The following is a 23,541-nucleotide window of genomic DNA, read 5'->3' as shown; positions in this document are numbered from 1 at the left end:
GCGGACCCCTTCTTGTGCCCCGGGGAACGCCCGACACGGGTTTCCGGCCCCTCACGCGGCCCGAAGGATGTGGAGGCGCCGCACGTTGAGCGCCAGACACACGAGATCCCACTCGCCGCGCACGTTCTCCAGGCCCCTCATGCTGAACCGCCGGAACCCCATCGCCTCCTTGATCCACCCGATGGGAGCCTCCGCGATCCACTTGCGCTTCGCGTACACCGCCCGGCCCTCCGGAGTCTTCAGCCTCTTCGCCATGCGCGCCCTCGCCGGGCACGTCTCCGGGTCGGGCTCCGCGGCCGCCCCGCCCTCCCGGCCCAGCGCCACGTAGCCGTCGATCCCCCGCGCATCCAGAGCCGCCAGGTCCTCCTCGTTCGAGTAGCCCGCGTCGGCCAGCACCTCGCCCGGCGTCTCCCCCAACCGCCCGGACACCTCGTCAACCCGTTCCACCAACTGCCCCTGGTCGCTCGCGTTGTCGGTCACCTCCGCCCCCAACACCAGCTGGCTCTCGCCGTCGACCACCGCCTGCGCGTTGTAGCACTGCTGGTAGCCCTCCGTGCTCGTCCGCATGATCCGGCTCTCCGGATCCGTGAAGTTCGTCTGCGAGTCCGCCTCCGGCTCCCCGTAGTCCAGCTTGTACGGACTCCCCCCCTTCGGGTTGCGATCCCACTCCGGCTCCCGGCCCCGCGCGTCGTCGCGCTCGCGGGCCTCCGCCTCCAGACGAGCCTGCGCCGCCCGGATCGCCGCCAGCCGGTCCTCCCGCCGCTTCAACTCCTTCGGCAGCTCGTCGCCCCGAACGTCCTCCCCGTGCCGCTCGTCCTCCTCCGCGTCGGCCGCCTCCGCACGCGCCAGCAACTCCGCGATCTCCGCCTCCAGGCGCGCCTCCTCCGGACCCATCCGCCCGTAGCTCATCGCCTTCCGCTTGCTCGCGTTCGCCCGAACCTTCGTCCCGTCCACCGCCACCCGGCCCAACCCCGCCAGACCCAGTTCCCGCGCCAGAAGCACCACCTCCGCGAACAACGCACCGAACGCCTTCAGGTTCCTCTTCCGGAACTCGCACAGCGTCCGGTGCGCCGGAAAGTTCCCCGCCGCCAGCATCCTGAGCGGCACGTCCTCCTCCAGCTTCCGCGCCAGCTTCCGAGACGAAAACACCCCCGTCGCGTACCCGTACACCAGCACCTTCACCATCATCCGCGGATCGTACGGACTCCGCCGCCGCCCGTCCCCCTCGTAACGCGCGTAGAAAGCCGACAGGTCCGCCGCGTCCACCAGATCGCTCACATGATGCGCCAAGTGCCCCGCCGGCACCCACTCACGAAGATCCTGAGGCAGCAGCAACTGCTGGTCCGGATCGTACGGACGGAACCTCGTCCTCATCCTCTCCGGATCGTACGGTAGAGACCTCGCACTCATCGCCAACTCCCCGCGCCGAACGTGAACCCGTCACAGCACGGCATCACCATAGCCAGCCGAACCGCGCCGCACCATCGGCTTCTACGGCGCAAGCTCCTAGCCCCGGCGGCCTCCGCGCCTTCGCACACGGTCGCCGCGAGCTCGTCGCAGAGCAGGCCGAGGCGGGCGAGGAGAGCATCCCGATGCCGCGAATCCGCCACCTCCTCCCCCAGCCGGAGGTGCTCCGCGCGCACCGTTCGCACCGCCGAGGCCGCTTCCGCGCGCCGGGCGGGGTCGAGCGCGGCGGCTGCGAGGGCGAACAGACGGTCGGTCAACCCGCCGATAGCGGACACGACGACGGCACCATTCCGCGGGCTACCATCGATCTGCCGGATGACGACGCGCGCCGCAGCTCGAATGCGGCCGGCGTCGGCGAGGGACGAACCGCCGAACTTGAGGATCTTCATGTACTTGCCCGAATGTACCTGCCGAGTGGCTATTGGCTGTCGAGATGGGCGACCAACGAGTCTCTTCATCGAAGGCGGGGGACGACGGGGCAACAGACTACGGGCCGGGGCACCCCGCCGCTACGCGGTTGGCGCGGCACGTCGATGCAACGCTTCGTGGGTGTCGATCATTCTCAGAGGAACACGGACGGCGCCCACGGGATCTCGCAAACCCAGGAGACCAAGAGCATGTCGAGCGCGAGTGTTCAATAGCTTGTCGGGGGCGGCGTGCGGCCGGGGAGCGTCCGGGAGCGCGGGCGGGACTCTTGTGCTCGCCCTTCTCCTGCTCCTGGCACCCGGCGGGGCGGACGGTCAGGACCTGGAGCACGTCCCGATCCCCGAGACGCTCGCCCCGGGGGCCGCGTGTACGGTGCCGGACTCCATCGGCGAGGCCCTCGGCCGCATCGCAAGGCGGGTCGGGAACGCCGTCGGGATCTCGGCTCTGCACGTCGAATCGGGCGCCCGCGTCTCGTTCAACGGAGACCGTCCCTTCCCGATGGCGAGCGTCTCCAAGGTCCCCATGGCGCTCGAATTCCTGCGCCGCGTCGACCTGGGGGAGATCGATCCGGCGGAAACCGTCGTGGTCACGACGGAGGAGTTCCGGCCGGGGCACAGTCCACTCGCGGCCTGGTCCGGAGCGCGATCGGTGCGCCTCACGGTGGACAGCCTCTTCTCGCTCATGCTGGGCCAGTCGGACAACACGGCGACGGATGTGATCCTGAACCTGTCGGGCGGTCCCGAGGCGGCCACGCGTCAGGTGCGGCGACTCGGCATCGAGGGCGTGCGGGTCGACCGCTCCGAAGCCCGCACGTTCGCGGACCTGGTGGGACTCCCGGACACCATCCCGGAGAGCGAACTGTATCGCTACCAGTATTTCCGGCTGCGCGATGCCCTGCCCGACGCGCACCGCCAGGCCGCCCGCGAGCGGTACGGGACGGACCCGCGGGACACGGCCACGCCGGACGGGATGACGGATCTTCTCCTCACGATCCAGACCGGGACCGGCCTGAGTCCGGAATCGCGCGCCTGGATCCTCGACGTTCTGAATCGGTCGCGGTCCGGGTCCGGGCGCATGCGCGGGCGGCTGCCGAGTTCGACCTTCGTCGCGCACAAGACGGGCACGATGGGAGGGGCGATCAACGATGTCGGGATCGTCGCGCTGCCGAACGGCGCGGGCCACCTGATCCTGTCCGTTTTCGTGAACACGCTGCGGCGCCCGACCTGGAGGCGGGAGCGCACCATCGCGGAGACGACGCGCCTGCTGTACGACTATTTTGGGGAGGAATACCGGGGGCGGGGCGCCGCGGTCGCGCTCGCGCGACGCTTCGGCGCCCCGTGTGAGTAGGTCGCCCGTCCGCTAGTCGCGGTTGCCGTTCGCGAAGATCCGGTACAGCGCGGCCCAGCCCACGGCGATGTACACCAACCGGGCGAGGGGGCCGAATGCCGCGGCCACGAAGTTGAATCCGAAGAGGCCGATCAGTCCCCAGTTGAGGGCGCCGGCCAGCAGCAGCGCGTTCGCTACTCTTTTACAACTCTTGCCGTTCATGTATCTCTCCCGACTGAACCTGGATGCGCGGTCCGGCGGCGGGGCGCGGAACCCGGTCCGGCGACCCGGCATGGTACGAAGTCATAGTACGCACGAAGACCGATCGGGTTTCGCAAGGTCGGTTCGCAGGGCTGATTCGCAGAGCCGATCGCAAGGCGAAAGGATGCTTTCTTGAGACGTCGCACGTTCGTTGCCGCTCTTCCCGCCGTGCTCGCCGTGGCCGCCTGCGGGGACGGCGCCGGACCCGGATCCGGCCCGGAACCGCCGCCGCCACCGCCTCCGCCGGCCCCACCCCCCGGTCCGGTGCCGGGCGCGAACGTGACCGTGAACATCGAGGACAACGCCTTCGTCGACCCGGCGGGGCGCCGCAACGGAGACGCGGAGGTGACGATCCGGAGCGGCGAGACGGTGGGCTGGCGGCACATGGGCGCGAACCCTCACACCGTGACGTCGACCGACGTCCCGTCCGGCGCACAGGCCTTCGACAGCGGGACGATCGGCCACAACGACACCTTCACCGTCACGCCGAGCGTGGCGGGCACGTACATGTACTACTGCGCGACGCACCCGAGCATCATGGTCGGAGCCCGCATCGTCGTCACCTGACGCACCGATCCGCTAGCCGCCCTTCCCGATTCGACCCGCCTCCGATTCAACCCTGCCCGCGACGCGCGTGTCGTCTTTCTGGACCTCGCTTCAACCTCGGTCGAGATTGGACGGCCACCACCCGGGACCGACGCGGATACAGCGGACACCGATGACACGCGCACGCCACGTTCGGCTCTTGGGGCCGATTCTCGCCCTTGCAGGACTTTTTCTCTGCGGACTTCGCGACGCTGCGGCTCAGGAGGACAGCAGCTCCACCATTCAGGCCACGCGGCTGACCGACGACGAGCGCATCGATCTCGACGGACGTATCGAGGAGTCGGTGTGGGGCCGCATCGAGGCGATCAGCGACTTCCGGCAGCGCGAACCCATCGAGGGCGGCGCCCCGACGCACCCCACCGAAGTCCGCATCGCCTACGATCGCGACAACCTGTACATCGCGGCGATTCTGTTCGACGAGCCCGATCACATCCTCGCCCGGCAGCGCGCGCGCGACGCGTTCCTGTTCACGGACGACCGGTTCGCCTGGGTGCTCGATACGTTCCGGGACGGGCGCACCGGCTACCATTTCGAGACGAACGCGGCCGGCGCCCTCAGCGACGGACTCATCACGGGCACCGGCGGCGGAGGCGGGGGAGGAGGGGGAGGCGGATTCGGCGGCGTCAACCGGTCCTGGGACGGGATCTGGGAGGTGCGCACCGCACGCCGCCCCGACGGATGGTCCGCGGAGATCCGGATTCCCTTCCGCACCCTGAACTTCGTCCCGGACGGCGGGAGCTGGGGCATCAACTTCCTGCGTTCGATCCGGCGCCACAACGAGGAGGTGCTGTGGCGCGGATACGGGCGCAACGAGGGACTGAACCGCCTCGTGTTCGCGGGCGAACTGACGGGACTCGAAGATCTCTCGCAGGGCATCGGCCTGGAGGCGGTGGCTTCGGGGATCGGCAGCTGGCGCAACACCCCCGGCGACGCCGACCCGACGACGTTCCCGCGCGACGTAAGCCTCGACCTCAACTACAGCGTGACTCCGAGCCTCCGGGCCTCCTTCAGCGTCAACACGGACTTCGCCGAGGTGGAGAGCGACCAGCGCCGCGTCAACCTCACGCGCTTCCCGCTCCGCTTCCCGGAGCGCCGCGACTTCTTCCTCGAGGGATCGAGCGTGTTCACGTTCGCCCCCCGCAGCGGCCCCCAGCCCTTCTTCTCGCGCCGGATCGGGATCGAGGGCGGCCAGCAGGTCCCCATCGACTACGGCGTCCGCCTCACGGGCCAGCTCAACGGCGTCGACCTCGGCTTCTACCAGATGGGGACCGGCGCGCACTCGTTCGTCCAGACCGGGGTGCCACTGGATCCAGCGGATCCGCCGCCGGAAGACCACGTCCTCTTCGAACGCGAGACGTTCACGGTGGCGCGCGCCCGGGTTCCGATTCTCGAACAGTCCAGCATCGGCGCCATCTACACACGCCGCGGCACGGCCCTCGACTCCACGGGGTTCGCCCCCGCGGACCGGCACACGCTCGGCGCGGACCTCGACTATCGGACCAACAGCCTGTTCGGGAACAAGAATTTCGAGGCCGAGGCGTTCATGGTCTGGAACTCGAATCCGGACCCGGCCGTGTCCCGAAGCTTCCAGGACCTCTCCGCCTGGGGCGGCCGGATCAACTTCCCCAACGACCTGTGGTCGGGGCACGTCTCCTACCGGGAATTCGGCGACGACTACAGTCCGGCGGTCGGGTTCGTGTCCCGGAACGACTTCCGCCGCGTGGAGCCGCGGATCGGCTGGTCTCCCCGTCCGGCCATCGACTGGATCCGGCAGGTGGAGGTGTCGGTCCAGTTGAGGAATCTGTGGGAGATGGGGTCCATGATCCTCGAGGAGCAGGAGCTGCAGCTGAACGTGCTCGACATCGACTTCGAGAGCGGAGACAACCTGAGCTTCGAGGCGGTGCGGACGTACGAATTCCTCGACCGGCAGTTCGAGATCCGCGACGGCATCGACATCATGCCGGGCGACTACACGACCTGGGACTACCAGATCCGCGGCCGGACGACGAGTCGCCGTCCCGTCTCGGTCCGCGGCGGGGCCAACATCGGAGGCTTCTGGAACGGCGACCGGGTGCGGGTCGACCTGAACGCGAACTTCCGGCCGAACCCCGGCATCAACCTGGAGACGGGCTACGAGCGCAACGCGGTGAACCTGCCGCAGGGTGACTTCGTCACGAACCTCTATCGCCTCGAAGGTTCATGGGACCCGACCCCCTGGATCGGCGTGACCAACCAGTTCCAGTACGACGATGTGAGTCGCGTGCTGGGGCTGTTCATGCGCTTCCGCTGGATCCTGAAGCCGGGGAACGACCTCTTCCTCGTCTACACCCACAACTGGCGAAACCTGGAGTCCGGGCTGCTCGACGCGCCGGACGATTCGGAACAGATGGGACTGATGGACTTCAGGACCCTCTCGCGCGGCGCCTCGATCAAGCTCAACTACACCTACCGATTCTGACTTAAGGGCGTGGCGAACGGGCGCCGCTCGTCGCTTCCCCGAACGACCGAGTTGCGGACCCGCACCATCCATCCGGCCAAAATCGTTACTCATCGAGCCCTCCCGTTTCCTGCGCGGATCCGTGAACCCGCACTTCAGCTTCAGTGTAGAGGCAGATCGCGCACGTCCGGGCGCTTTCGCCGGCGCTGCGACACGAGGAGAGCCGCCCCGGACAGCAGCAGCGACAGCGCCGCCACCGAGAACGCCGTCTTGAACGCTGGAGCAATTCGATTCATCACAACTCCCTATGGTTGAAGGGTTTTGTACAAAGCTCGCACTGACGGACCCCGTCCACTCCGGACCTGTCCGTTCATTACGTAAACGCCACGGGGCCGAATGCGTGATGTGCAGAATCGGCCACTCGCGGCCCACACCGCGGCGTGGCGTTTCAGCTCACGGTCAGCCGCAGGCGGACGATGGTGTCCACCCCCATCGCGTCCGACCGGGACGCGAGGACATCACCGTTGTCGCACAGGAACCACAGACGGTACGACACGTCAACGACCCGTTCGGCGACGAGGGCGTGAGTGGCCGCACCGGAGCTTTCGGGGCTTCGTTCGAACAGCTGCCACAACGTTTCGCGATCGCCGTCTTCACCTCGGCGGCGGATCACGTTGAGAACCCGGCCATCGCCCAGCCCGAACACGGCGTGGGATTGGGGATACCCGGCGGCGAAAGACGTGTACGATACCCCCTCCTCGTTGACGCCCTTTACAAGCACGGCGTCCCCCGGCGCCTCGAGCAAGTCCGGCATCTGCGAGACGATCCGGCCCGAAGGCTCGTCGCCATCGGCACCGACCGGCGGGATTTCGTAACGAACCACGGCGTGCGGCGCACCGTTCGAGTAGAGGAGCGAGCCGTCCGGCAACGCGTGCAGCGCGCCGCCGGTGCCGACCACCCGGGCAAGCCAATCCTCGACCTGCGCGGCGTCGGCCCAACTGCCGAGGTGCTTGCCCGCGGCGCTGAAGTGGTGAACCCCGGCCTGGATCCACGGCACCCCGCCGCTCAGCGCGAAGTCGCCCGACGCCAGGACCGCGAACCCCTTTGGCCAGTAGACGCTGAAGGGCAATTGGACGCGTTGGAGCGGTTCCCCGGCGGCGGAGTATATTTCGATCGCGTCGCGGCCGAGGTCGTGGACGGCCACATGGCCGTCGGGCGTGATGGCCATGCTATGGGCACTATGAAGCTCCCCCGGTCCGTCCCCCTTCCCTTCCGCGATCATGACATCGCGTGCGCCGGACGGGTCCGATGGATCAACGGCGAGGATCTCCGCCGCACTCGCGACCCACACGGTCCCGAGCGGGGTTTCCGCGACTCCGCGGACGTCGGAGACCCGTTCGATACGCGAATACCCGTCCGCAGCCCACACCTCGGTCACCGTCAGTGTCAATCGCCCGGATGCCGGGCCGTTCTGGGCGGCGGCCGCGGGAACCCCGAGCGTGAAGACGGCGAGCGGGATCGCCACCGAGGCGATCCCGCTTGGAAGCCAGCCCATCACGATGGCGACGCTGCGTATGTCGCGCGGCTCTCGCCCAGGAGCCCGACATACGTCTTGAGCGGATACCTCTCCTTGAGAACCGTCAGTTCCGCTCCATCGATCTCAATCAACGCACCACCGTTCACTTCGCGATAGGCCACCCGCAACGACCCGTCCCCGCAGGTCCACGTTCCGAAGACGTTGTCCTCAAGACGCGCCACAAGGGTCTGCTCGTGGTCAACGCGCGCGAGCCGAAGATCGGTGCCGGCGACGTTGAGCGACAGAGTGGGATTGCAGACTTCGCCGGTCATCTGGCAACACCCCTTCCCGTCTTCGCCCTCGCCCTTGAAATCGCACGAACTGGCGCCGTACTCGGAGCGATCACAGTCGCTGCATTTCTTGCACATGGCGCAGTCCTGCGCGACCACGGGGTCCGGGGCCGCGAGACCTCCAGCGAACCCGCAAAAAACCACGAGGCCAAATCTCATCAAGTTACGCATTGGTTAGCTCCTCCCGCTGTTGGGTGTGAGCCTGCCGCCCCCGCGGATCGAGGCTCTCACTCCTTGACCTTGTTCCTTCATTACGTAAACGCCGCGGGGGCGAACGCATGATGGGCAGAATCGGCCACTCGCTGTCGGCGGCCGTTCGGCGGGAACCTTCCGGAGCGGGCGGTGATACGAACGGAGCGAACCGCGAACGGAGGTGGAACGGGAAGATGAGGCCCGCCGGGACCGACCGGGACGGAGGGGCGCCTGTCGAGGCGACGGACGAGCTGCTCAAGGCTCTATGGCCGGTCGTACGCGGAGTCGCGGCCGGTTACGCGCGGGATCGCGACGAAAGGGAGGACCTGGCCCAGGAGTGCCTGCTCCGCATCGCCGACAAGTTGCCGAAGTACCGAAGGGAGGGCGGGTCGGTGGGAGCGTGGGCGCGCGTCGTGGCCGAGAACCGGTGCCGGTCGCTGAGACGCGCGGATCCGGCCGGCGGTTGGGTGGGCCTTGACGAGTGTCGCGAGATTCGGGCCGAGATGCCTTCGGCGGACGATCTCGTGGAGCGCGCCGAGGCGAACGAGGCGCTGACGACGGCGGCGGGACGGTTGTCGAACGACGAGCGGGCAGCGGTCGCGCTGTGCTGTTTCGACGGTCTGGACTACCGGGAGGCGGGCGAGGAGTTGGGTCTGCCCGCGGGTGCGGTGCGGCGCCTGGTCCGCTGCGGGGTGCACCTGATGAGGAACGACCCCTGTCTGGCGGCTTGGAGTCCGTCCTCGCGATGGCCGGCCTCGGCGGCGGCGGAGGGACTCGCACCCTCGTCCGGCGAGGTCCCGGTTCTCGCGCTCGAGCCGAACCCGGATGCGCGCGACCATGTGCGGCGGGGAGTCGAGGACGACCGGCTGGGCGGACTCCTGGACGGCGTGTGGTTCGCCTCGGACTGGTCCGAGCTACGGAACCTGATCGACCGCCTTCCGGGGTGCCCCACGTTTCTGGACGCGCAGTCCCGCGACGGAGACGACTGGTCCGCCGACCTGAAAACTCTGCACGAGGACTTCCCGAACTGCCCGATCATCGCTCACGGGCGTGTGGACGGTCCCTGGTTCCGGGGCTCGCTGGCGAGGGATGTGGAGTGCGTCGCGGTCCTGCGACGGGATGTGGACGACGACCCGCCTCACGTCCGCGGCGCCGTACTTCGGGCCAGCGACCGCCACGAGACGGAGTTCCTGCTCTCTCGCCTGCGTGAGGAGACGCCGCGCCGGATGCACCGGGCGTTGGGCGTGGTTGTCCGCGACACGGTGGAACCCTGTTCGGTCGCCGGTCTGGCCGTCCGCGCCGGGCTCCCGCCGCGGACGCTGCGGCGGTGGTGCGAGGATTCGGGGCTGCCCGCCCCGCACCGACTGCTGTCGCTCGCCAGGATATACCACGTCGAGCGGCTGGCCCGGTGGAGCCGCCACGGCCGGGGCGCGGTGGCGCGGGCGCTCGGATTCCCCGGCGCCTCGCCGTACTGGCGCGTGGTGAGGCGGGAACTGGGAGGCACGCCCGGCGAGATCGAACGGCGCGGCGGCCCGGACTACGTCGCCGACGCCATCGCCGGGGGCGCACCCTAACGCCCGAAAGCCTGGAAGAAGGCGAGCTCGTGCCGCATCGCCTCGCCGTATGCGGCCGCGGCTTCGCCCGGGATGTCTGCGCCCAGCTCATCGAGCAGTTCCTCGAGTTCCCGGGCGAGGGCTTCGAACTCCGTGGAGGCGTACGTCTCGATCCACTCCCGGTACGGGTTCCCCTCGACGTCGGCCGCGGACAGTTGTTGCCCGAGCCAGGCATAGAGGCGCATGCAGGGCGTCATGGCGGCGAGAATCTCGCCGGCTTCCGCGTGCCAGGCCGTGCGGGCGAGGAAGTCCGTGTACCCCGTCGCGGCGGCGTTGGGCGTGACAAACTCGATATCGATGTCGAGTCGCTCCGCGTAGGCGCGATGAAGCTCGAGTTCATCGAGGACCCCCTGCATCAGGGCGTGCAGCCGGCGGGCGACCTCGATGCGGTCCGCGGCGCGCGCGGCGGCGAGGGCGTAGGCGCTGAAGAAGGCCCTGAGAAAGAACGCGTCCTGGGCCACGTAGCGGCGGAAGGCGTCACGGGGGAGCGATCCATCGGCGAGGCCGCGAACGAACGCGGAGCGCAGACAGGCGTCGGCGAGGCCGGCGTTCCGGGCCCAGAGCGCCTGGTGGAGCGGTTCCGCCATGTGTCTCGGAGCCCTCGCTAGTTGAAGAGCGTCCCCACGGCTTCGGGCGGGGCGGCGAAGTGGAAACGCGGGACCGGGGCGCGGAAGACGGAACCGTCCCGGCGCCGGAAATGGTAGAACCCCTCCATGTGGCCCGTCGGACCCCGCAGCACGCAGAAACTGTTGTAGAAGTGCGAGTCCCCCGGTCTCAACACGGGCGACTGTCCGACGACGCCCTCCCCCTCGACCTCGTGGTCTCCCGCCATCGGATCGTGGATGAACCAGTGGCGCCAGAAGAGCTGCGCCGTCTCGTCCCCGACGTTCTCGATCGTGATGTGGTACACGAAGACGTACTGCCACGCCGCGGGATCCGAGTGCTCGGCGGCGTACTCCGGCCGCACGTGAATCGCCATCGCATCGGGGACGATGGGCGGGGCGCCGGGATCGGACGGGGTCTGGTTGGAGATCATTCGACCCGAGGATACGCCGTCACCGTTGCGCGGGCCACGTCTCGCGCCGCACAGTATCAGTGCATCGTTTTGTTTGGGCCGCACTCCCGGTTCGCGGACGACGGCCGGGCGACAGGGACTTGAGGGAGCATGGAGGAAGCGATGGATTCCCAGCACACGTTCTCACGCCGACACTTCATGGGCGGCGCCGCCGCGGCTCTGGGCGTCATGGGCCTGAACCCGACCGCGGTCATCGGCGCCGGGCTCAAGCCTCCACCGAAGGGCGTCGAGCCCCTCGATCCCTACGACGATCTCGCCAAGCTCTCCTCCAACGAGAACCCCTACGGGCCCTCCGAGAAGATGCTGGAGGCGATGAAGGGGGCCTGGAAGTACTCGAACCGCTACGGCTATCCCGACGGCGACATCCTCGAGAAGATCGCGGCGTCCCACGGGGTCCCCACGGATCACGTGATGATCAACGCGGGCTCCGGCGAGACGCTGCGCGTGGCGGGACTCGCCTTCCTCCGGCACGAGGAGAAGGTCGTCGGCGTTTCGCCCACGTACCTGACCGTCTACCGGACCGCCTCCGGGATCGATGCGGACGTGATCGAGCGCCCGCTCCTGCCCGACTACACGCAGGACATCGACGATCTCATCGAGGTCACGAACCGGAACTACCGGGACGTGGGGATGGTCTACATTTGCAATCCCAACAACCCCACCGGCGTCATCGTGCCCGGGGACGACATCCGACGCCTGCTGGACGGGATTCCGGAAGACATCCCCGTCCTCATCGACGAGGCGTACCACCACTTCATCGAGGACCCGCGCTACGAGACGGCCATCCCGTACATCAAGGAAGGCCGCAAGGTGCTCGTGACGCGCACCTTCTCGAAGATCTACGGGCTGGCGGGCATGCGCCTCGGCTACGGGGTCGCGACGCCGGACATGATCGACGAGATGCGGGACTACGCGACGGGCAGCGTGAACGCGCTCGTGAAGTGGGGCGGCGTCGCCGCGCTCGAGGACAAGGAGTACGAGACCTGGATCAAGGAGACCTCGAACACGCTCCGCGACCAGACGGCCGACGCCCTCAGGGCGCAGGGGTTCGACGTGCTCCCGTCGGAGACGAACTTCTTCATGGTCCGCACGGGACGTCCCACGGCCGAGGTCAGGGCCGAGTTCCGAAAGCACGATGTGGCCGTGGGCCGCGATTTCCCGCCCATGCTCGACTGGCTGCGCGTCTCCATCGGGACGGAAGACGAGATGAAGCGCTTCATGACGGCGTGGAACCAGATCTTCCCCGACGGCATGACGGCGGCCGACAGCAACAGCGGCAGCTGACGCTCGACAGCTGACGTCGCCGGCTGGCGTCAACCAGCCGGACACCGCAGCGAAACGGGGGGCACGACCGCATGATCGGCCCCCCGTCTGCTGTGCGATCCACTTTGACGAGATCATCCCGATCGAAGACTTTCGCGAATCAGCGATGTTGAAACGTGAAGGGCGACGATGACCAAGGAAGACCACCTTCTCCCGGGCGCAACTCGCAAACTGGAAGACCGCGAGGCGCGCGCCTACGACTTCGGAAGAATGACCCGGCGGGTGCCGGAAGCCGTGGCGACGCCGCGCAGCGTGGAGGAAGTGGCGAGGCTCGTGCGCTGCGCCTCGCGAGACGGGATTCGGTTGGCGATTCGAGGAGGAGGACACTCCCAGGGCGGACAGAGTCTGACGGATCGGGGCGTGGTCCTCGACACGACGTGCCTGGATCGGGTCAGGCCCGTCAGCCCGGAGCTCGTGCGCGCGCAGGGCGGAGCGCAGTGGGGCAAGGTCGTGGATACGCTGACCGGCACGCGCCGACTGCCTCCGGTGCTCGTGGACACGGGCGAGGTGACCGTAGGCGGCACGCTCTCCGCCGGAGGGGTCGGCACGACCTCCCATCGCTACGGCACGCAGGTGGGACAGGTCGAACAACTCGAGGTGGTGACCGGCGCCGGCGAGCGGGTACGGTGCTCGCCTACTCGGAACACGGGACTCTTCGATGCCGTGAGGAGTGGCCAGGGACAGTTCGGCATCATCACCGAGGCATGGATCCGGCTCCGCCCGGCAGGCGAACGGTTCCGGCAGTACGAGCTTCACTACCGCGATTTCGATCGATTCGGGAAAGACCTCGAGCGCCTCGTGGAGGCGGACCGCTTCGACCACCTGCGGGCGGAACTCCGGCACCACGAGAACCTGATCGTCCTCAACGCCGGCATCGAGTACGACGAGGCGTCCGACGATGGAGGCTTCCTCGACGGGCTGGGGCACGACGAACACGTCTACACGAGGGACACCGCCAGCGTCGGGCGCGCCGGGATGTATCCCTCGTGGGCCTTCAGCTGGCTGCATTATCACCCGTGGAGGGACTGGTTGCTGCCCTGGGAGACCATACGGACGCTGCTCGCCGAGCCGCTGCTGGACCCGGACGCGACGCCGCGCAGGCCCTGGGGCTGGATCGGGCTCTATCCGGTGGGAAGGGATGCGATCGAGGCGCCGCTCTTAATGCGTCCGCCCGGGGAGCGGGCGATCTCATACTCGATCCTCGCCGTGATGGGTGAGTTCCAGTATGAGCGGGCGGCGGAGTTTGTGAAGGAACTGGAGGAAGTCGACAGAAGGCTCGTGGGACTCGGCGGCAAGAGTTACCTGTCGGGCGGCGTCGGCTACGACCCGTCTCAGTGGGCGGAACACTATGGCGAGATGCTCCAGCAGGGCATCCGCTGGAAGCGGGAATTCGATCCGGAACGGGTATTCCACCGGGCGGCCATGCCGTTCGGCGCCGACCCCTCGGCTTCGCGCCCGACGGCCTGATCCGACGTGCCCGCCGGAGACCGCATGTTCGAGAAGAAGCCATCACACCGGGATTCCGGGAGCGGGCTGCTGAAGCGAACTACGCCCGCCGACCGCGGCCTCATCGAGTTGCCGATCCTCGCCCCGCACCTCGACTTCCATTTGATCGGCAACCGGGAAATGCTGCTCGTTTCCGAGACCTTCAACACGCTGCTGCGCGGGCAGGTCCACTGCGACCTCGTGCCGCTCCTTGACGGCCGCCACACCCACCGGGATATCGTCGCCGACCTCGCCTCCGCACATTCGGCGCCCGACGTGGAGACAGCGCTCGTATCGCTGGCGTCCCGCGGGTACCTGGTGTCGGGCGATCACACCATGCCTCCCGGGCGGGCCGCATACTGGTCCTCGCTCGGCGCCTCTCCGCGCTGGGCGGAGCAGCGCCTGGACGCCGCTACGATCGCGGTCGTCGACGACGCAGACGTGCTGGCCCGCCGACTTGACGCGGTGGGCATTCAGAACGTCCAGACGAATGGCGTCCTCCCTTCCCTGGTCGTCATCGTCTGCGACGACTACCTCAACGAACGACACGACGCCGTCAATCGCCGCAACATCGAGTCCGGCACACCCTGGATGCTCGTCAGGCCGAACGGCTTGCAGCCGCTGTTCGGGCCGGTCTTCCGGCCGGCGGAGGGCGGCCCGTGCTGGGCATGTCTGGCCTACCGTCTGCGCGGCCACCAGGAGGTCCACAACTTCCTGCGCAACCTTCGTGGGAACTCGTCGGCCGTGCCGCCCTGCGCGGCCGAGCCGGCCGTGATGGAGGCCGTATACGGCCTGGCGGCGGCAGAAATCGCCAAATGGCTGGTATTGAAGCATATGGCACCCATCCACGAGCGGGCCATTTCGCTGGATCTCATCGGCCACGAGAGCGGCCAGCATCCCGCGATGCGCCGCCCGCAATGCTCCGCGTGCGGCGATGAGGCTCTGCACCGCACCGACCGGCCGGCCGCAGCGGTGCGGCTGCGGCCGAGCCCCAAGAGCGTTCTCAACAGCGGCGGCCAGCGCTCGGTCCCTCCCGAGGAGACGCTGGCCAGGTATCGTCATCTCGTCAGTCCGATCACCGGCGTCGTGACGTGGCTCCGGCGGACCACGGATGAGACCGACTCCTGGCTGCACGTGTACTGGGCCGGCAACAACTCGGCGCTGAGGACCCGCAAGCTCAGTTCGCTGCGACGCAGCCTGCGGAGTAAGAGCGCCGGGAAAGGCAGCACGCAGGGACAATCGGAGGCCAGTGCGCTCTGCGAGGCGGTCGAGCGCTACAGTGGCGCGTTTCACGGCGACGAGATCCGCTCCCGACGCCGTCTTGTGGACCTCGAGAAGGCGGGAGACCAGGAGGCGATCCGCCCGAACGACGTACAGCTGTTCAGCGACCGGCAACTGGATGACGCGGACCGGATCAACGCCCGCGGCCATCCGTACAACTTCGTGCCGCCGCGGCTCGACCCGGAGGCGGAGATCGACTGGTCGCCCGTGTGGTCGCTCACGCAGGGGCGGCACCGGTATGTGCCCACATCGATCCTGTACGGCATGGCGGAGCACGAAGGCGACGGTCCCGTCTTCAAAGCGGATTCGAACGGGTGCGCCGCGGGCAACACGCTCGAGGAAGCCATTCTGCAGGGCTTCCTTGAACTCGTGGAACGCGACGCCTTCGCCATCTGGTGGTACAACCGGCTGGGACTTCCGGAGGTGGACCTGGCGAGCTTCGAGGAAGAATACCTGGCGTCAGCCCGGGAATACTATCGCCGCCGCCAGCGCGAGATGTGGGTGCTGGACGCCACGAGCGATTTCGACATTCCGGTCTTCGTGGCCATCTCCCGCCGGACCGACCAGGAGGCCGAGGACATCCTCTACGGGGCCGGAGCGCACACGGATCCTCAGATCGCGGCCCTGCGCGCAGTGTGTGAACTGAACCAGTGCCTGCAATGGGTACAGGGACCGGCGCGAAGCGGGGCCGGCCACGCCGTCGACGACCCCATGAGCCGGTGGTGGTGGCAGAACGGCAAGCTTGCGGATCACCCCTGGCTGGCGCCGGCGCCCGGCACGTCGCCGCGCGGCAAACCGGACTACCCCGTTCCCGACACCACTGACACGCGGGACGACGTGGAGCACTGCCGGGCGCTCGTCGAAGCCCGGGGCATGGAGTTTCTCGTGCTGGACCAGACCCGGCCCGACATTGGCATGCCGGTCGCGCGCGTCATCGTACCGGGCATGCGCCACTTCTGGGCACGCTTCGCGTCCGGGCGGCTGTTCGATGTGCCGGTCTCGATGGGTTGGCGGGCAACCCCCCTCTCGGAGGATCAACTGAATCCGATCCCGGTCATCGCCTGAACGACACGGAAAGGCACTGGAACAATGGACATCGACGAAGCTCGCGCGGCCATCGAAGAGCATATGCTGGCCCAGGCGGATTCCGTCGGCGAACTGCTGGAGCAGTTCAAGAGCCGGATTCCCTCCGCGCTGATCGACGGCCCCGGGTGGGACAAGCTGGTGGAGCGCACGAACGGGCTGCCGATCAGCCTGGCGACCTCCGGTTTCGGATTCGAGTTGCGGCTGCACGAACGGGAACCGAGGGCCGATCTGGGCCTCGCGCTGTTCGAGGGAAGCCGGTCCGCGGCGCACTTCGAGGCGTGGTCACGATCGCGACCCGAGGATGCTTCCACGACGGCGGTCGTTCGGCTCCTGGGTGAGATGGGACGAGAGGGGGCCGCATTACGGCGAATCGCCGGCACGAAGCTGCTGCTCGAATATGACGTCGATCCCGCGCACCACGGCTCGTTCCCGGATCCGGGCATCTTCCTCTACCCCACCGCCGATGCGCTGCCGGGCGCCGGCTCGGTTCAGGAACCTGAAGATATGGGTGTCCTCGCAGACGCGGTCGCCACGGCGACGGGCTGGGGGCCGGACACCGCGGAACGCCGACACGCCGAACGCCTGTTTCTGGCTAGGCCGCCGGGCGCGCAGATCGGCGGCGTAGGCGCCTTTCCCGCCCGGACGAGGGGCTTGCGGTTGGCGATTACGGGCATCGGGAGTACGGGCGAGTTGACGTCGTTTCTGGAGCGCGCCGGCTGGCCCGGGCGAACCTCGACCTTCACCCCGTTCGTGTCGGACCTGGAGGCACGCGGGGCCTTCTCCCACCTGGCCGCGCACCTGGATGTGCATCCGGGCGGCGTCGGGCCCGATCTGGGCGTGAGCTTCTACGCCCAGGACGCGCAGTGGGTGAAGGACATCGCCCCCTGGATGGGAATCATCGACGGCTTGCGCGCACCGGGACTCGTCGTGCCGGAGAAACTGTCCGCGCTCGCGGAGTCGTGGGCGGGGATGGAAACAGTGTTCGCACGCCGTGGCATGCTGCTCCTCGTCAGGGGCATCCACCACTTCAAGATGGCGTTGGTCGGCGACCGCTTTGACGAGGTCAAGGCCTACGTGTTCTGCCTTGTGTCCCCTCCGCTACCGCCGGGTAGCGGACGCAGGGGAGAGTTACGTGATGGACGACGGCGGCGGGGAGAGCGAGAAGGGAGCGGGCGCCGCCAGTGGAACCCGCCGGCGGCACCCGCGAACGACTAGCGACCGAAAACTAGCCGCAGCAGCAAAGGCCCGCCGCGATCGCCTCCAGCCTCTCCTCGTCCAGCTCCTGTTCCAGATCGGGACCCGGGGGAAGCCCGAGATGCAGGACGTTCCAGTCGCTCTCGTGCACCTGAATGTTGATGTAGTCGGGCACATCAATGCCGAATTCCTGCTTGACAGTGGCCTTCGGATCCGCCACGAGCTGCGCGCGGAAGTCGGCATCCTCGCCTGCTCTCGCGATCAGCTGACGCTGCATCTCGTTCGACGTCTGGATCGCCGATTGCACCATCGTGTTCATGTTGCGTCCTCCTTCGCTGAATTGGAGCTTGATGACTACTCAAGCCTTATAATATACCATGTGCATGGATATTGCACCCCTCTTACCCCCAATTTATGTGGGGCTAAATCAGCCGGTCCGTAAAGGCAATCCGGCGGACCGGATTACGCGTTCGCCGTAACGCGACAGGAAGGCCGATTCATGTTCAACAACCCGTTTCGCGAACGAGCGATCGCCGCGAGCGCGAGCCGCCAACAGCTTGATCGCCTGCTCCGCGTCACCGCCCCCCACGAACGCCTCGTCCTGGTCGCCGTCGGGCTGATTCTCGCCGCCATCGGCGCCTGGGCGCTCTTCGGCACTCTCGGACGACCTTCGCTCGCCCTGCTCCTCGGCCTGGACCCGGCCTGACATGGCGCCGCGCGGCTCGCGGGGGGCATCGCGCGACAGCCGGCCCCCCCGCGGCGAGCGAAGACGACGGGTCCGCACTCCCCTCTACCTGCAGACCCACGCGACGGAGTGCGGCGCGGCGTGTCTCGGCAGTGTCCTGGCCCATTTCGGGCGCTGGGTGCCGATGACGGAACTGCGCGGAACATGTGAAGTCGGGCGGGACGGATCCACCGCCGCCGGGCTGAAGCGGGCCGCCGAGCACTACGGCCTCGAGGGCTCGGGTTGGAGCGTGCAGGTGGACCGGCTGAGGCGGATGCCGCTGCCCATGATTCTCTTCTGGGAATTCAACCACTTCGTGGTCCTGGAAGGGTTCGACCGCAAGTGGTTCTACTTGAACGATCCGGCCTCGGGCCACCGCAAGCTCTCCCCGCAGGAGTTCGACGCGGGGTTCACGGGGGTGACGCTGAAATTCCGTCCGGGTCCTGCGTTCCAGGTCGGCGGTGCGCCCTCCGGCCTGCTGCGCCGCCTCCCGCTCTGGCTGAGCGGGGCCTGGAACGGGTTGGCGTGGGCCATCCTCTGCGGGCTGCTGCTGGCTGTGCTGGCCCTGGCGGCGCCGTTGGCGGCCAGCCTGTTCGTCGATCGCGTGGTCGGCGACGGCGAGGCGTGGGGACTCCTCGTGGCCGCGGCGCTGGCGGGAGTCGCGCTCCTGGTGTATGGCGTCGCCTGGCTGAAGCAGAGGTTTCTGTGGCGTCTGGCGATTCGCATTTCCATCGTTGCCGGAAACCGCTGCGTCTCGCGGCTGTTGCGTCTCCCGATCGACTACTTCAGCCACCGGCTCGTCGGAGACCTCACCGCGCGCATCCTGTCCATCGACAAGGTCGCACGAGGCCTGTCGGAACACTTCCTCGGCCTGCTGGTCGACGTCGCCATGAGCGTCGTGTTCCTGGCCGTCATGCTGGCGTACAACGTGCCGCTGGCGCTTGCCGTGTTGGCGCTGGCGCTTTTGAACGCACTGCTCCTGCGCCCGATCGCGCGCGCCCGATCCGACGAGGCCTCCGCCCTGCGCCGCGAGCAGGGTCTGCTGATGGGTATCGGTACGATCATGTTGAATCAGGCCGACACGCTTCGCATGACGGCGGCCGAAGATCGCATGTTCGCCCGCTGGAGCGGCCATCAGGCGCGCGAGCTGCAGGTGCGCCAGCGATTCTCCGAACTGAGCAACCTCATGGCCGCCGCGCCCGACCTGTTCATGATACTGGGGAGTGCCGCGGTGCTGGGCCTCGGGGCGACGAAGGTCATGTCCGGCGAGTTGACGCTGGGCGCGCTGCTCGCGTTCTACCTCGTGGCGACGATGTTCCTGGAACCGATAGGGCGCTTCGTCGAGTTCGCGCACGAGCGCCAGACGCTTCTGACCGACATGCAGCGCCTGGACGACATCACGGACACGCCGGTGGACCCGGGACTGGCGCGCCGGGCGGAGGCACCGCAGTCGATCGCCACTCTCAACGGGCGTCTCCGGTTGGCGGGGCATGTGGAGTTGCGCGGCGTGACATTCGGCTACAACCGGAACCGGCCCCCGCTGATCAAGGACTTCAGTCTCATCTTCAAGCCGGGGCAACGCGTCGCGGTGGTGGGTCCGAGCGGGTCCGGGAAGTCGACGCTGTCACGCCTCGTCGCGGGAATCCTGCACCCGTGGTCGGGGGAGATCCTGTTCGATGGCCGGCCTCGAGACGAGATTCCCGACGAAGTGCTGTCGCGCTCCCTCTCGATGGTGGACCAGCGCATTGTCCTCTTCTCCGCCACCGTGCGCGACAACCTCACGCTGTGGAACTCCGCGGTGCTCGACGACGACGTGGTCGCCGCTGCCCACGACGCCGCCATCCACGACGACATTCTCAGCCGGCCCCGCGGCTATGCCACTCCCGTGGACGAAGACGGAGTCAATTTCAGCGGTGGACAGCGGCAGCGCCTGGAGATCGCCCGCGCGTTGGCCGGGAACCCGACGGTGCTGATTCTCGACGAGGCGACGAGCGCGCTGGACGCCGCGACGGAGGCGCACGTCGACGATGCGCTGCGCCGCCGGGGCGTCAGTTGCCTGATCGTCGCCCACCGGCTGAGCACCGTTCGCGACTGTGATCAGATCATCGTGATCGACGAGGGCGTGGCGGTGCAGCGTGGTATCCACGACGAGCTGATGGCGGACACGGACGGCGTGTACCATCGCCTCGTGCGGACGGAGTTGGCTGGATGACCGGGCCGGAGGACCGAACGCTCGCTCGGATCGCGGCCGAATCGGGCACGGCGGTGCCCTGCGCAGGCAATCTGCCCGTCGACCTCGGCGATCCCGATGTCGCCTGGTTCATCGAATCGGGCGCGGTCGACGTGTTCCTGGTCGAACGTCAGGGGGGAGTCGACCAGTCCGCACCGCAGCACGTGCTGCGCGCCGGCGCCGGTCGCCTCCTGCCCGGCGTCGCGCCTCAAGACGGCGTGACTTCGCTGGGGCTCATCGCCAAGGGGCTGCCCGGCACCGGGCTGCGGCGCCTTCCCGCCTCCCGTCTCGTCGCGAGTCGCCGTGCGGAACTCACCGAACAGGTGGACGCGTGGCTCTTGGACATCTCCGCGATGCTGGTCCGCGACAACACGCATCTGCCGCAGATGGATGCACTCGTCGAATCGGGCGAAGCGCCAGAGACGAGAAGCGGCACCCTCGCCTCGCGCCGGGGCGTCGTCTGGGTCACCGGGCTGCCGCCCGCGGCTGGCCTGTTCATGGGTCTTGTCGACCCGGTCGAAAGCGAGACGGAGCCCGATGACGCCGGGCGCGCGCTGCCGCTTACGCCCGCCACCTGGCTCACGCTGACGCAGGACGCGCGGGTCTCCACGGCATCCTCCGAGGAACTCGCCGAGCGCCGGCTGTTGCTGCCCGCTCTGGACGCCTTCAACCGGGTCGCGTTCTCGCTCGAACGGCTTAACCGCCAACTGGCCGTCGTCGATCAGGCGAATCTGGCGCGGGCGCGGGTCATCAGTCGCCACGGCGACGAGGAGCGCGCCCGCCGCCGCCTCTTCGACGTGTACGGTCACCGGGATGAGGAGGCCGAAGAGGCGGAGGACTCGGGGCTGCACGATGTCCTGAGAGTGATCGGCCGGCATGCGGGCATCGTCTTCCGGCGTCTACCCGATTCGCCCGACGCGGAAGGGTCCACTCCCGACGCGAGGCTCGGCCGGGTTCTCAACGCGTCCGGGGTGCGGGGCCGAAAGGTGCGGCTCGCCCCGGAAGATCGTTGGTGGGTCGGCGACAGCGGCGCCATGCTGGCGTTCCGGGCCGAGGACGGGAGGCCCGTGGCACTGTTGCCCGGGGGGTTCGGGAACTACAGGGAAATCGATCCCCTCGGCGGGCATAAGCGTCGGGTCACGGCTGCCAGCGCCGCGTCCCTGCGCCCGAACGCCTGGGTCTTCTATCCCTCGCTGGAGTCCGGGGCCGCCGGGTGGCGCGACCTGTGGAGGGTTGCCCGGATGGGGCTGGGCGCCGACCTGGCCCGCTTCGTGGCGACCGGGCTGCTGGGGGGGTCCATGATGTTGCTGCCGGCCGTGGCCATCGGCTTCGTCGCGGACGAGGTGATCCCGGCCGGGGATGCCGGGATCCTGTACGGAATCAGCGCAGCCCTGGTGGCGTTCGGTCTCGTCCGCGCCCTCCTTTACTTCCTCCAGGGTATGACCCTGATGCGCATCGAGGGCCGAGCCACCTCCCGACTGGAGGCCGCGTTCTGGGACCGTCTGCTCCAGTTGCCGTCCAGCGTCTTGCAACGGTATCCGGCCAGCGACCTCGCCATGCGGGGCATGACGTTCCAGAATGCGCGCGACGCCGCGCAGGGCGTGATCGGCAACGGCGTGATGTCCATCCTCTTCCTCTCTCCCGCGTTCCTGCTCATCGCCCTGCGCGATGCCCGACTCGGAGGGCTGACGGCCGCCTTCGGCCTGCTGTCGCTGTTCGCGACCGTGGCGCTCGGAATGCGGCAGATCACCCCGCACGACCGCAGGCTGAAGGCCGTCCGGCGTCTGTCCAGCCGACTGTTCCAACTCATCAATGGCATACCCCAACTGCGCGTGGACGGCGCCGAGGGCTCGGGATTTGCGGCCTGGGCGCGAGGCTATCGCGAGCAGAAGCGCGCGGAACTGGAGCTCGGCGCGCTGGAGACACACCTGCGGGCATTCGGCACCTCTCTGCCCTTGCTGGCCGGTGCGATGGTGATCCTGGTCGTGACATTATCCGGCCCGGACTCCGTCGGGGCCGGCGAATTCATCGCCGTCTTCGTTCTGTTCCTGCTCTATCAGAGGGCGGTCATCCGCCTGGGTGAGTCCTTCGGCGCGCTGGCCGCCCTCGTGCCCGCATGGAATCAGCTGCGGCCCCTGTTGGCCGAACCCCCCGAGACGAGAGCCGAAGGGGAATTCCCCGAGGCACTGGGTGGCGAGGTCGTGTTCGACCGCGTCTCCTTCCGCCGCGAAACGGACGGGCCGCTGATCCTCGACGAAGTATCGATCACGGCCCGTACGGGTGAATTCGTCGCCATCGCCGGCGCGTCCGGGGCCGGGAAGAGCACGCTGCTGCGGCTCGCGCTCGGGCTGGAAGAGCCTTCCGGCGGGTCGGTCTACTACGATGGCCGAGACCTTCAACAACTCGATCTCAAGGAGGTGCGCCGGCGGATCGGCGTCGTGCCGCAGGGGGTGCGGCTTCACCCGCAGGATCTGTGGGACAACATCGTCGGCGACCACCAGGACGCGACCGCGGAGGAGGCGTGGCGGGCGGCGCGGCTTGCCGCAATCGATCGCGAGATCGCGGCGATGCCGATGGGCATGCTGACGCAGGTGGGCGCGGGTGCCGCCGTCACGTCGGGAGGCGAGAGCCAGCGGATCCGGATCGCTCATGCGCTGATCCGCAATCCCCGCATTCTGATGCTCGACGAAGCCACGAACTGGCTGGACAACGAAACGCAAGCAAGGGTCCTGGCCAGTCTGGCAGGCCTCACGTCGACACGGATCGTGGTTGCGCACCGCGTTTCCACGCTGCGCCAGGCCGACCGAATATACGTCCTTGAGAAGGGCAGGATCGTGCAGGAAGGTTCCTTCGCGGAACTGGCCGAGGCCCCGGGTGCGTTCCGGGACTTGGTGCGTCGGCAGATGGCCTGACCGGCGGCCGACGGAGGTGGATCGGGGGGCGGGGCGC

20 protein-coding genes are annotated in these 23,541 nt (G+C 68.2%); 11 read left to right on the top strand and 9 right to left on the bottom strand.

All coding sequences use genetic code 11. From position 1 onward, the window contains the following. Positions 1–51: 51 nt before the first annotated feature. Together ACOGXI_RS15350 and ACOGXI_RS15345 are read right to left on the bottom strand one after the other, a co-directional pair. A complete protein-coding gene (locus ACOGXI_RS15350) occupies positions 52–1,374 on the bottom strand; it encodes an IS1182 family transposase (RefSeq protein ID WP_419937292.1) in 1,323 nt (440 codons plus the stop codon). A gap of 32 nt (positions 1,375–1,406) precedes the next feature. After that, positions 1,407–1,856 (bottom strand): hypothetical protein, encoded by a 450-nt coding sequence (locus ACOGXI_RS15345; protein ID WP_419939691.1) that lies wholly within the window; start codon positions 1,854–1,856, stop codon positions 1,407–1,409. A gap of 241 nt (positions 1,857–2,097) precedes the next feature. On the opposite strand from ACOGXI_RS15345, the gene ACOGXI_RS15340 reads away from it, so the two are divergent. Continuing rightward, positions 2,098–3,240, top strand: a complete 1,143-nt coding sequence (locus ACOGXI_RS15340; RefSeq protein ID WP_419939690.1) for a serine hydrolase — start codon at positions 2,098–2,100, stop codon at positions 3,238–3,240. 12 nt (positions 3,241–3,252) lie between these two features. Here ACOGXI_RS15340 and ACOGXI_RS15335 read toward each other — a convergent pair whose 3' ends face one another. Continuing rightward, complete coding sequence (locus ACOGXI_RS15335; protein WP_419939689.1) at positions 3,253–3,441, bottom strand: DUF378 domain-containing protein; 189 nt, start codon at positions 3,439–3,441, stop codon at positions 3,253–3,255. A gap of 171 nt (positions 3,442–3,612) precedes the next feature. Here ACOGXI_RS15335 and ACOGXI_RS15330 point away from each other — a divergent pair, with 171 nt between their 5' ends. Next, the gene (locus ACOGXI_RS15330) at positions 3,613–4,047 is read left to right on the top strand and encodes a cupredoxin domain-containing protein (protein WP_419939688.1); all 435 of its coding nucleotides are present in this window, start codon (positions 3,613–3,615) and stop codon (positions 4,045–4,047) included. 151 nt (positions 4,048–4,198) lie between these two features. Next, positions 4,199–6,544, top strand: coding sequence for a DUF5916 domain-containing protein (locus tag ACOGXI_RS15325; protein WP_419939687.1), 2,346 nt, complete (start codon positions 4,199–4,201; stop codon positions 6,542–6,544). Positions 6,545–6,684: 140 nt separating this feature from the next. On the opposite strand, the gene ACOGXI_RS15320 is transcribed toward ACOGXI_RS15325, so the two are convergent. The 3 genes from ACOGXI_RS15320 to ACOGXI_RS15310 all read right to left on the bottom strand — a co-directional run bounded on the left by ACOGXI_RS15320 (position 6,685) and on the right by ACOGXI_RS15310 (position 8,560). Beyond that, on the bottom strand, positions 6,685–6,819 hold the full coding sequence (locus ACOGXI_RS15320) for an LPXTG cell wall anchor domain-containing protein (protein WP_419939686.1): 135 nt from the start codon (positions 6,817–6,819) through the stop codon (positions 6,685–6,687). Between the two features lie 152 nt (positions 6,820–6,971). After that, on the bottom strand, positions 6,972–8,048 hold the full coding sequence (locus ACOGXI_RS15315; protein ID WP_419939685.1) for a hypothetical protein: 1,077 nt from the start codon (positions 8,046–8,048) through the stop codon (positions 6,972–6,974). A gap of 29 nt (positions 8,049–8,077) precedes the next feature. Then, a complete protein-coding gene (locus ACOGXI_RS15310) occupies positions 8,078–8,560 on the bottom strand; it encodes a hypothetical protein (protein ID WP_419939684.1) in 483 nt (160 codons plus the stop codon). Positions 8,561–8,775: 215 nt separating this feature from the next. On the opposite strand from ACOGXI_RS15310, the gene ACOGXI_RS15305 reads away from it, so the two are divergent. Beyond that, the gene (locus ACOGXI_RS15305) at positions 8,776–10,155 is read left to right on the top strand and encodes a sigma-70 family RNA polymerase sigma factor (RefSeq protein WP_419939683.1); all 1,380 of its coding nucleotides are present in this window, start codon (positions 8,776–8,778) and stop codon (positions 10,153–10,155) included. Here ACOGXI_RS15305 and ACOGXI_RS15300 read toward each other — a convergent pair. After that, a complete protein-coding gene (locus tag ACOGXI_RS15300; protein ID WP_419939682.1) occupies positions 10,152–10,781 on the bottom strand; it encodes a TenA family protein in 630 nt (209 codons plus the stop codon). The two genes, ACOGXI_RS15305 and ACOGXI_RS15300, sit on opposite strands and share 4 nt — an antisense overlap. 17 nt (positions 10,782–10,798) lie before the next feature. Next, positions 10,799–11,230, bottom strand: coding sequence for a Co2+/Mg2+ efflux protein ApaG (gene apaG, locus ACOGXI_RS15295; RefSeq protein WP_419939681.1), 432 nt, complete (start codon positions 11,228–11,230; stop codon positions 10,799–10,801). A 141-nt stretch (positions 11,231–11,371) separates the two neighbouring features. Here apaG and ACOGXI_RS15290 point away from each other — a divergent pair, with 141 nt between their 5' ends. The 4 genes from ACOGXI_RS15290 to ACOGXI_RS15275 all read left to right on the top strand — a co-directional run bounded on the left by ACOGXI_RS15290 (position 11,372) and on the right by ACOGXI_RS15275 (position 17,659). After that, positions 11,372–12,553 carry a pyridoxal phosphate-dependent aminotransferase gene (locus ACOGXI_RS15290; protein WP_419939680.1) on the top strand — a complete coding sequence of 394 codons (1,182 nt, stop codon included), beginning with the start codon at positions 11,372–11,374 and terminating at the stop codon, positions 12,551–12,553. Positions 12,554–12,721: 168 nt separating this feature from the next. Continuing rightward, a complete protein-coding gene (locus ACOGXI_RS15285; protein WP_419939679.1) occupies positions 12,722–14,059 on the top strand; it encodes an FAD-binding protein in 1,338 nt (445 codons plus the stop codon). 24 nt (positions 14,060–14,083) lie between these two features. Next, the gene (locus ACOGXI_RS15280) at positions 14,084–16,423 is read left to right on the top strand and encodes a TOMM precursor leader peptide-binding protein (protein WP_419939678.1); all 2,340 of its coding nucleotides are present in this window, start codon (positions 14,084–14,086) and stop codon (positions 16,421–16,423) included. Positions 16,424–16,447: 24 nt separating this feature from the next. Next, complete coding sequence (locus tag ACOGXI_RS15275; RefSeq protein ID WP_419939677.1) at positions 16,448–17,659, top strand: hypothetical protein; 1,212 nt, start codon at positions 16,448–16,450, stop codon at positions 17,657–17,659. Between the two features lie 10 nt (positions 17,660–17,669). On the opposite strand, the gene ACOGXI_RS15270 is transcribed toward ACOGXI_RS15275, so the two are convergent. Then, positions 17,670–17,957: an NHLP leader peptide family RiPP precursor gene (locus tag ACOGXI_RS15270; protein ID WP_419939676.1), complete on the bottom strand. Its 288-nt coding sequence runs from the start codon at positions 17,955–17,957 to the stop codon at positions 17,670–17,672. A 180-nt stretch (positions 17,958–18,137) separates the two neighbouring features. Between ACOGXI_RS15270 and ACOGXI_RS15265 the strand changes: the two genes are divergently transcribed. From ACOGXI_RS15265 to ACOGXI_RS15255, 3 genes are read left to right on the top strand one after another with little or no spacing between them, the layout of a single operon-like run. Beyond that, a complete protein-coding gene (locus tag ACOGXI_RS15265; protein ID WP_419939675.1) occupies positions 18,138–18,344 on the top strand; it encodes a hypothetical protein in 207 nt (68 codons plus the stop codon). A 1-nt stretch (position 18,345) separates the two neighbouring features. Then, positions 18,346–20,574 carry a cysteine peptidase family C39 domain-containing protein gene (locus ACOGXI_RS15260; protein WP_419939674.1) on the top strand — a complete coding sequence of 743 codons (2,229 nt, stop codon included), beginning with the start codon at positions 18,346–18,348 and terminating at the stop codon, positions 20,572–20,574. Further along, positions 20,571–23,504 carry an ATP-binding cassette domain-containing protein gene (locus ACOGXI_RS15255; RefSeq protein ID WP_419939673.1) on the top strand — a complete coding sequence of 978 codons (2,934 nt, stop codon included), beginning with the start codon at positions 20,571–20,573 and terminating at the stop codon, positions 23,502–23,504. The genes ACOGXI_RS15260 and ACOGXI_RS15255 overlap by 4 nt, the downstream gene beginning before the upstream one ends. Positions 23,505–23,541 lie beyond the last annotated feature (37 nt).

This window comes from Candidatus Palauibacter sp., from assembly GCF_965208055.1.
Lineage (GTDB): Bacteria > Gemmatimonadota > Gemmatimonadetes > Palauibacterales > Palauibacteraceae > Palauibacter.
Note: the sequence above shows the minus strand (reverse complement) of the source record. Positions and strands in the feature narration are given on the sequence as shown.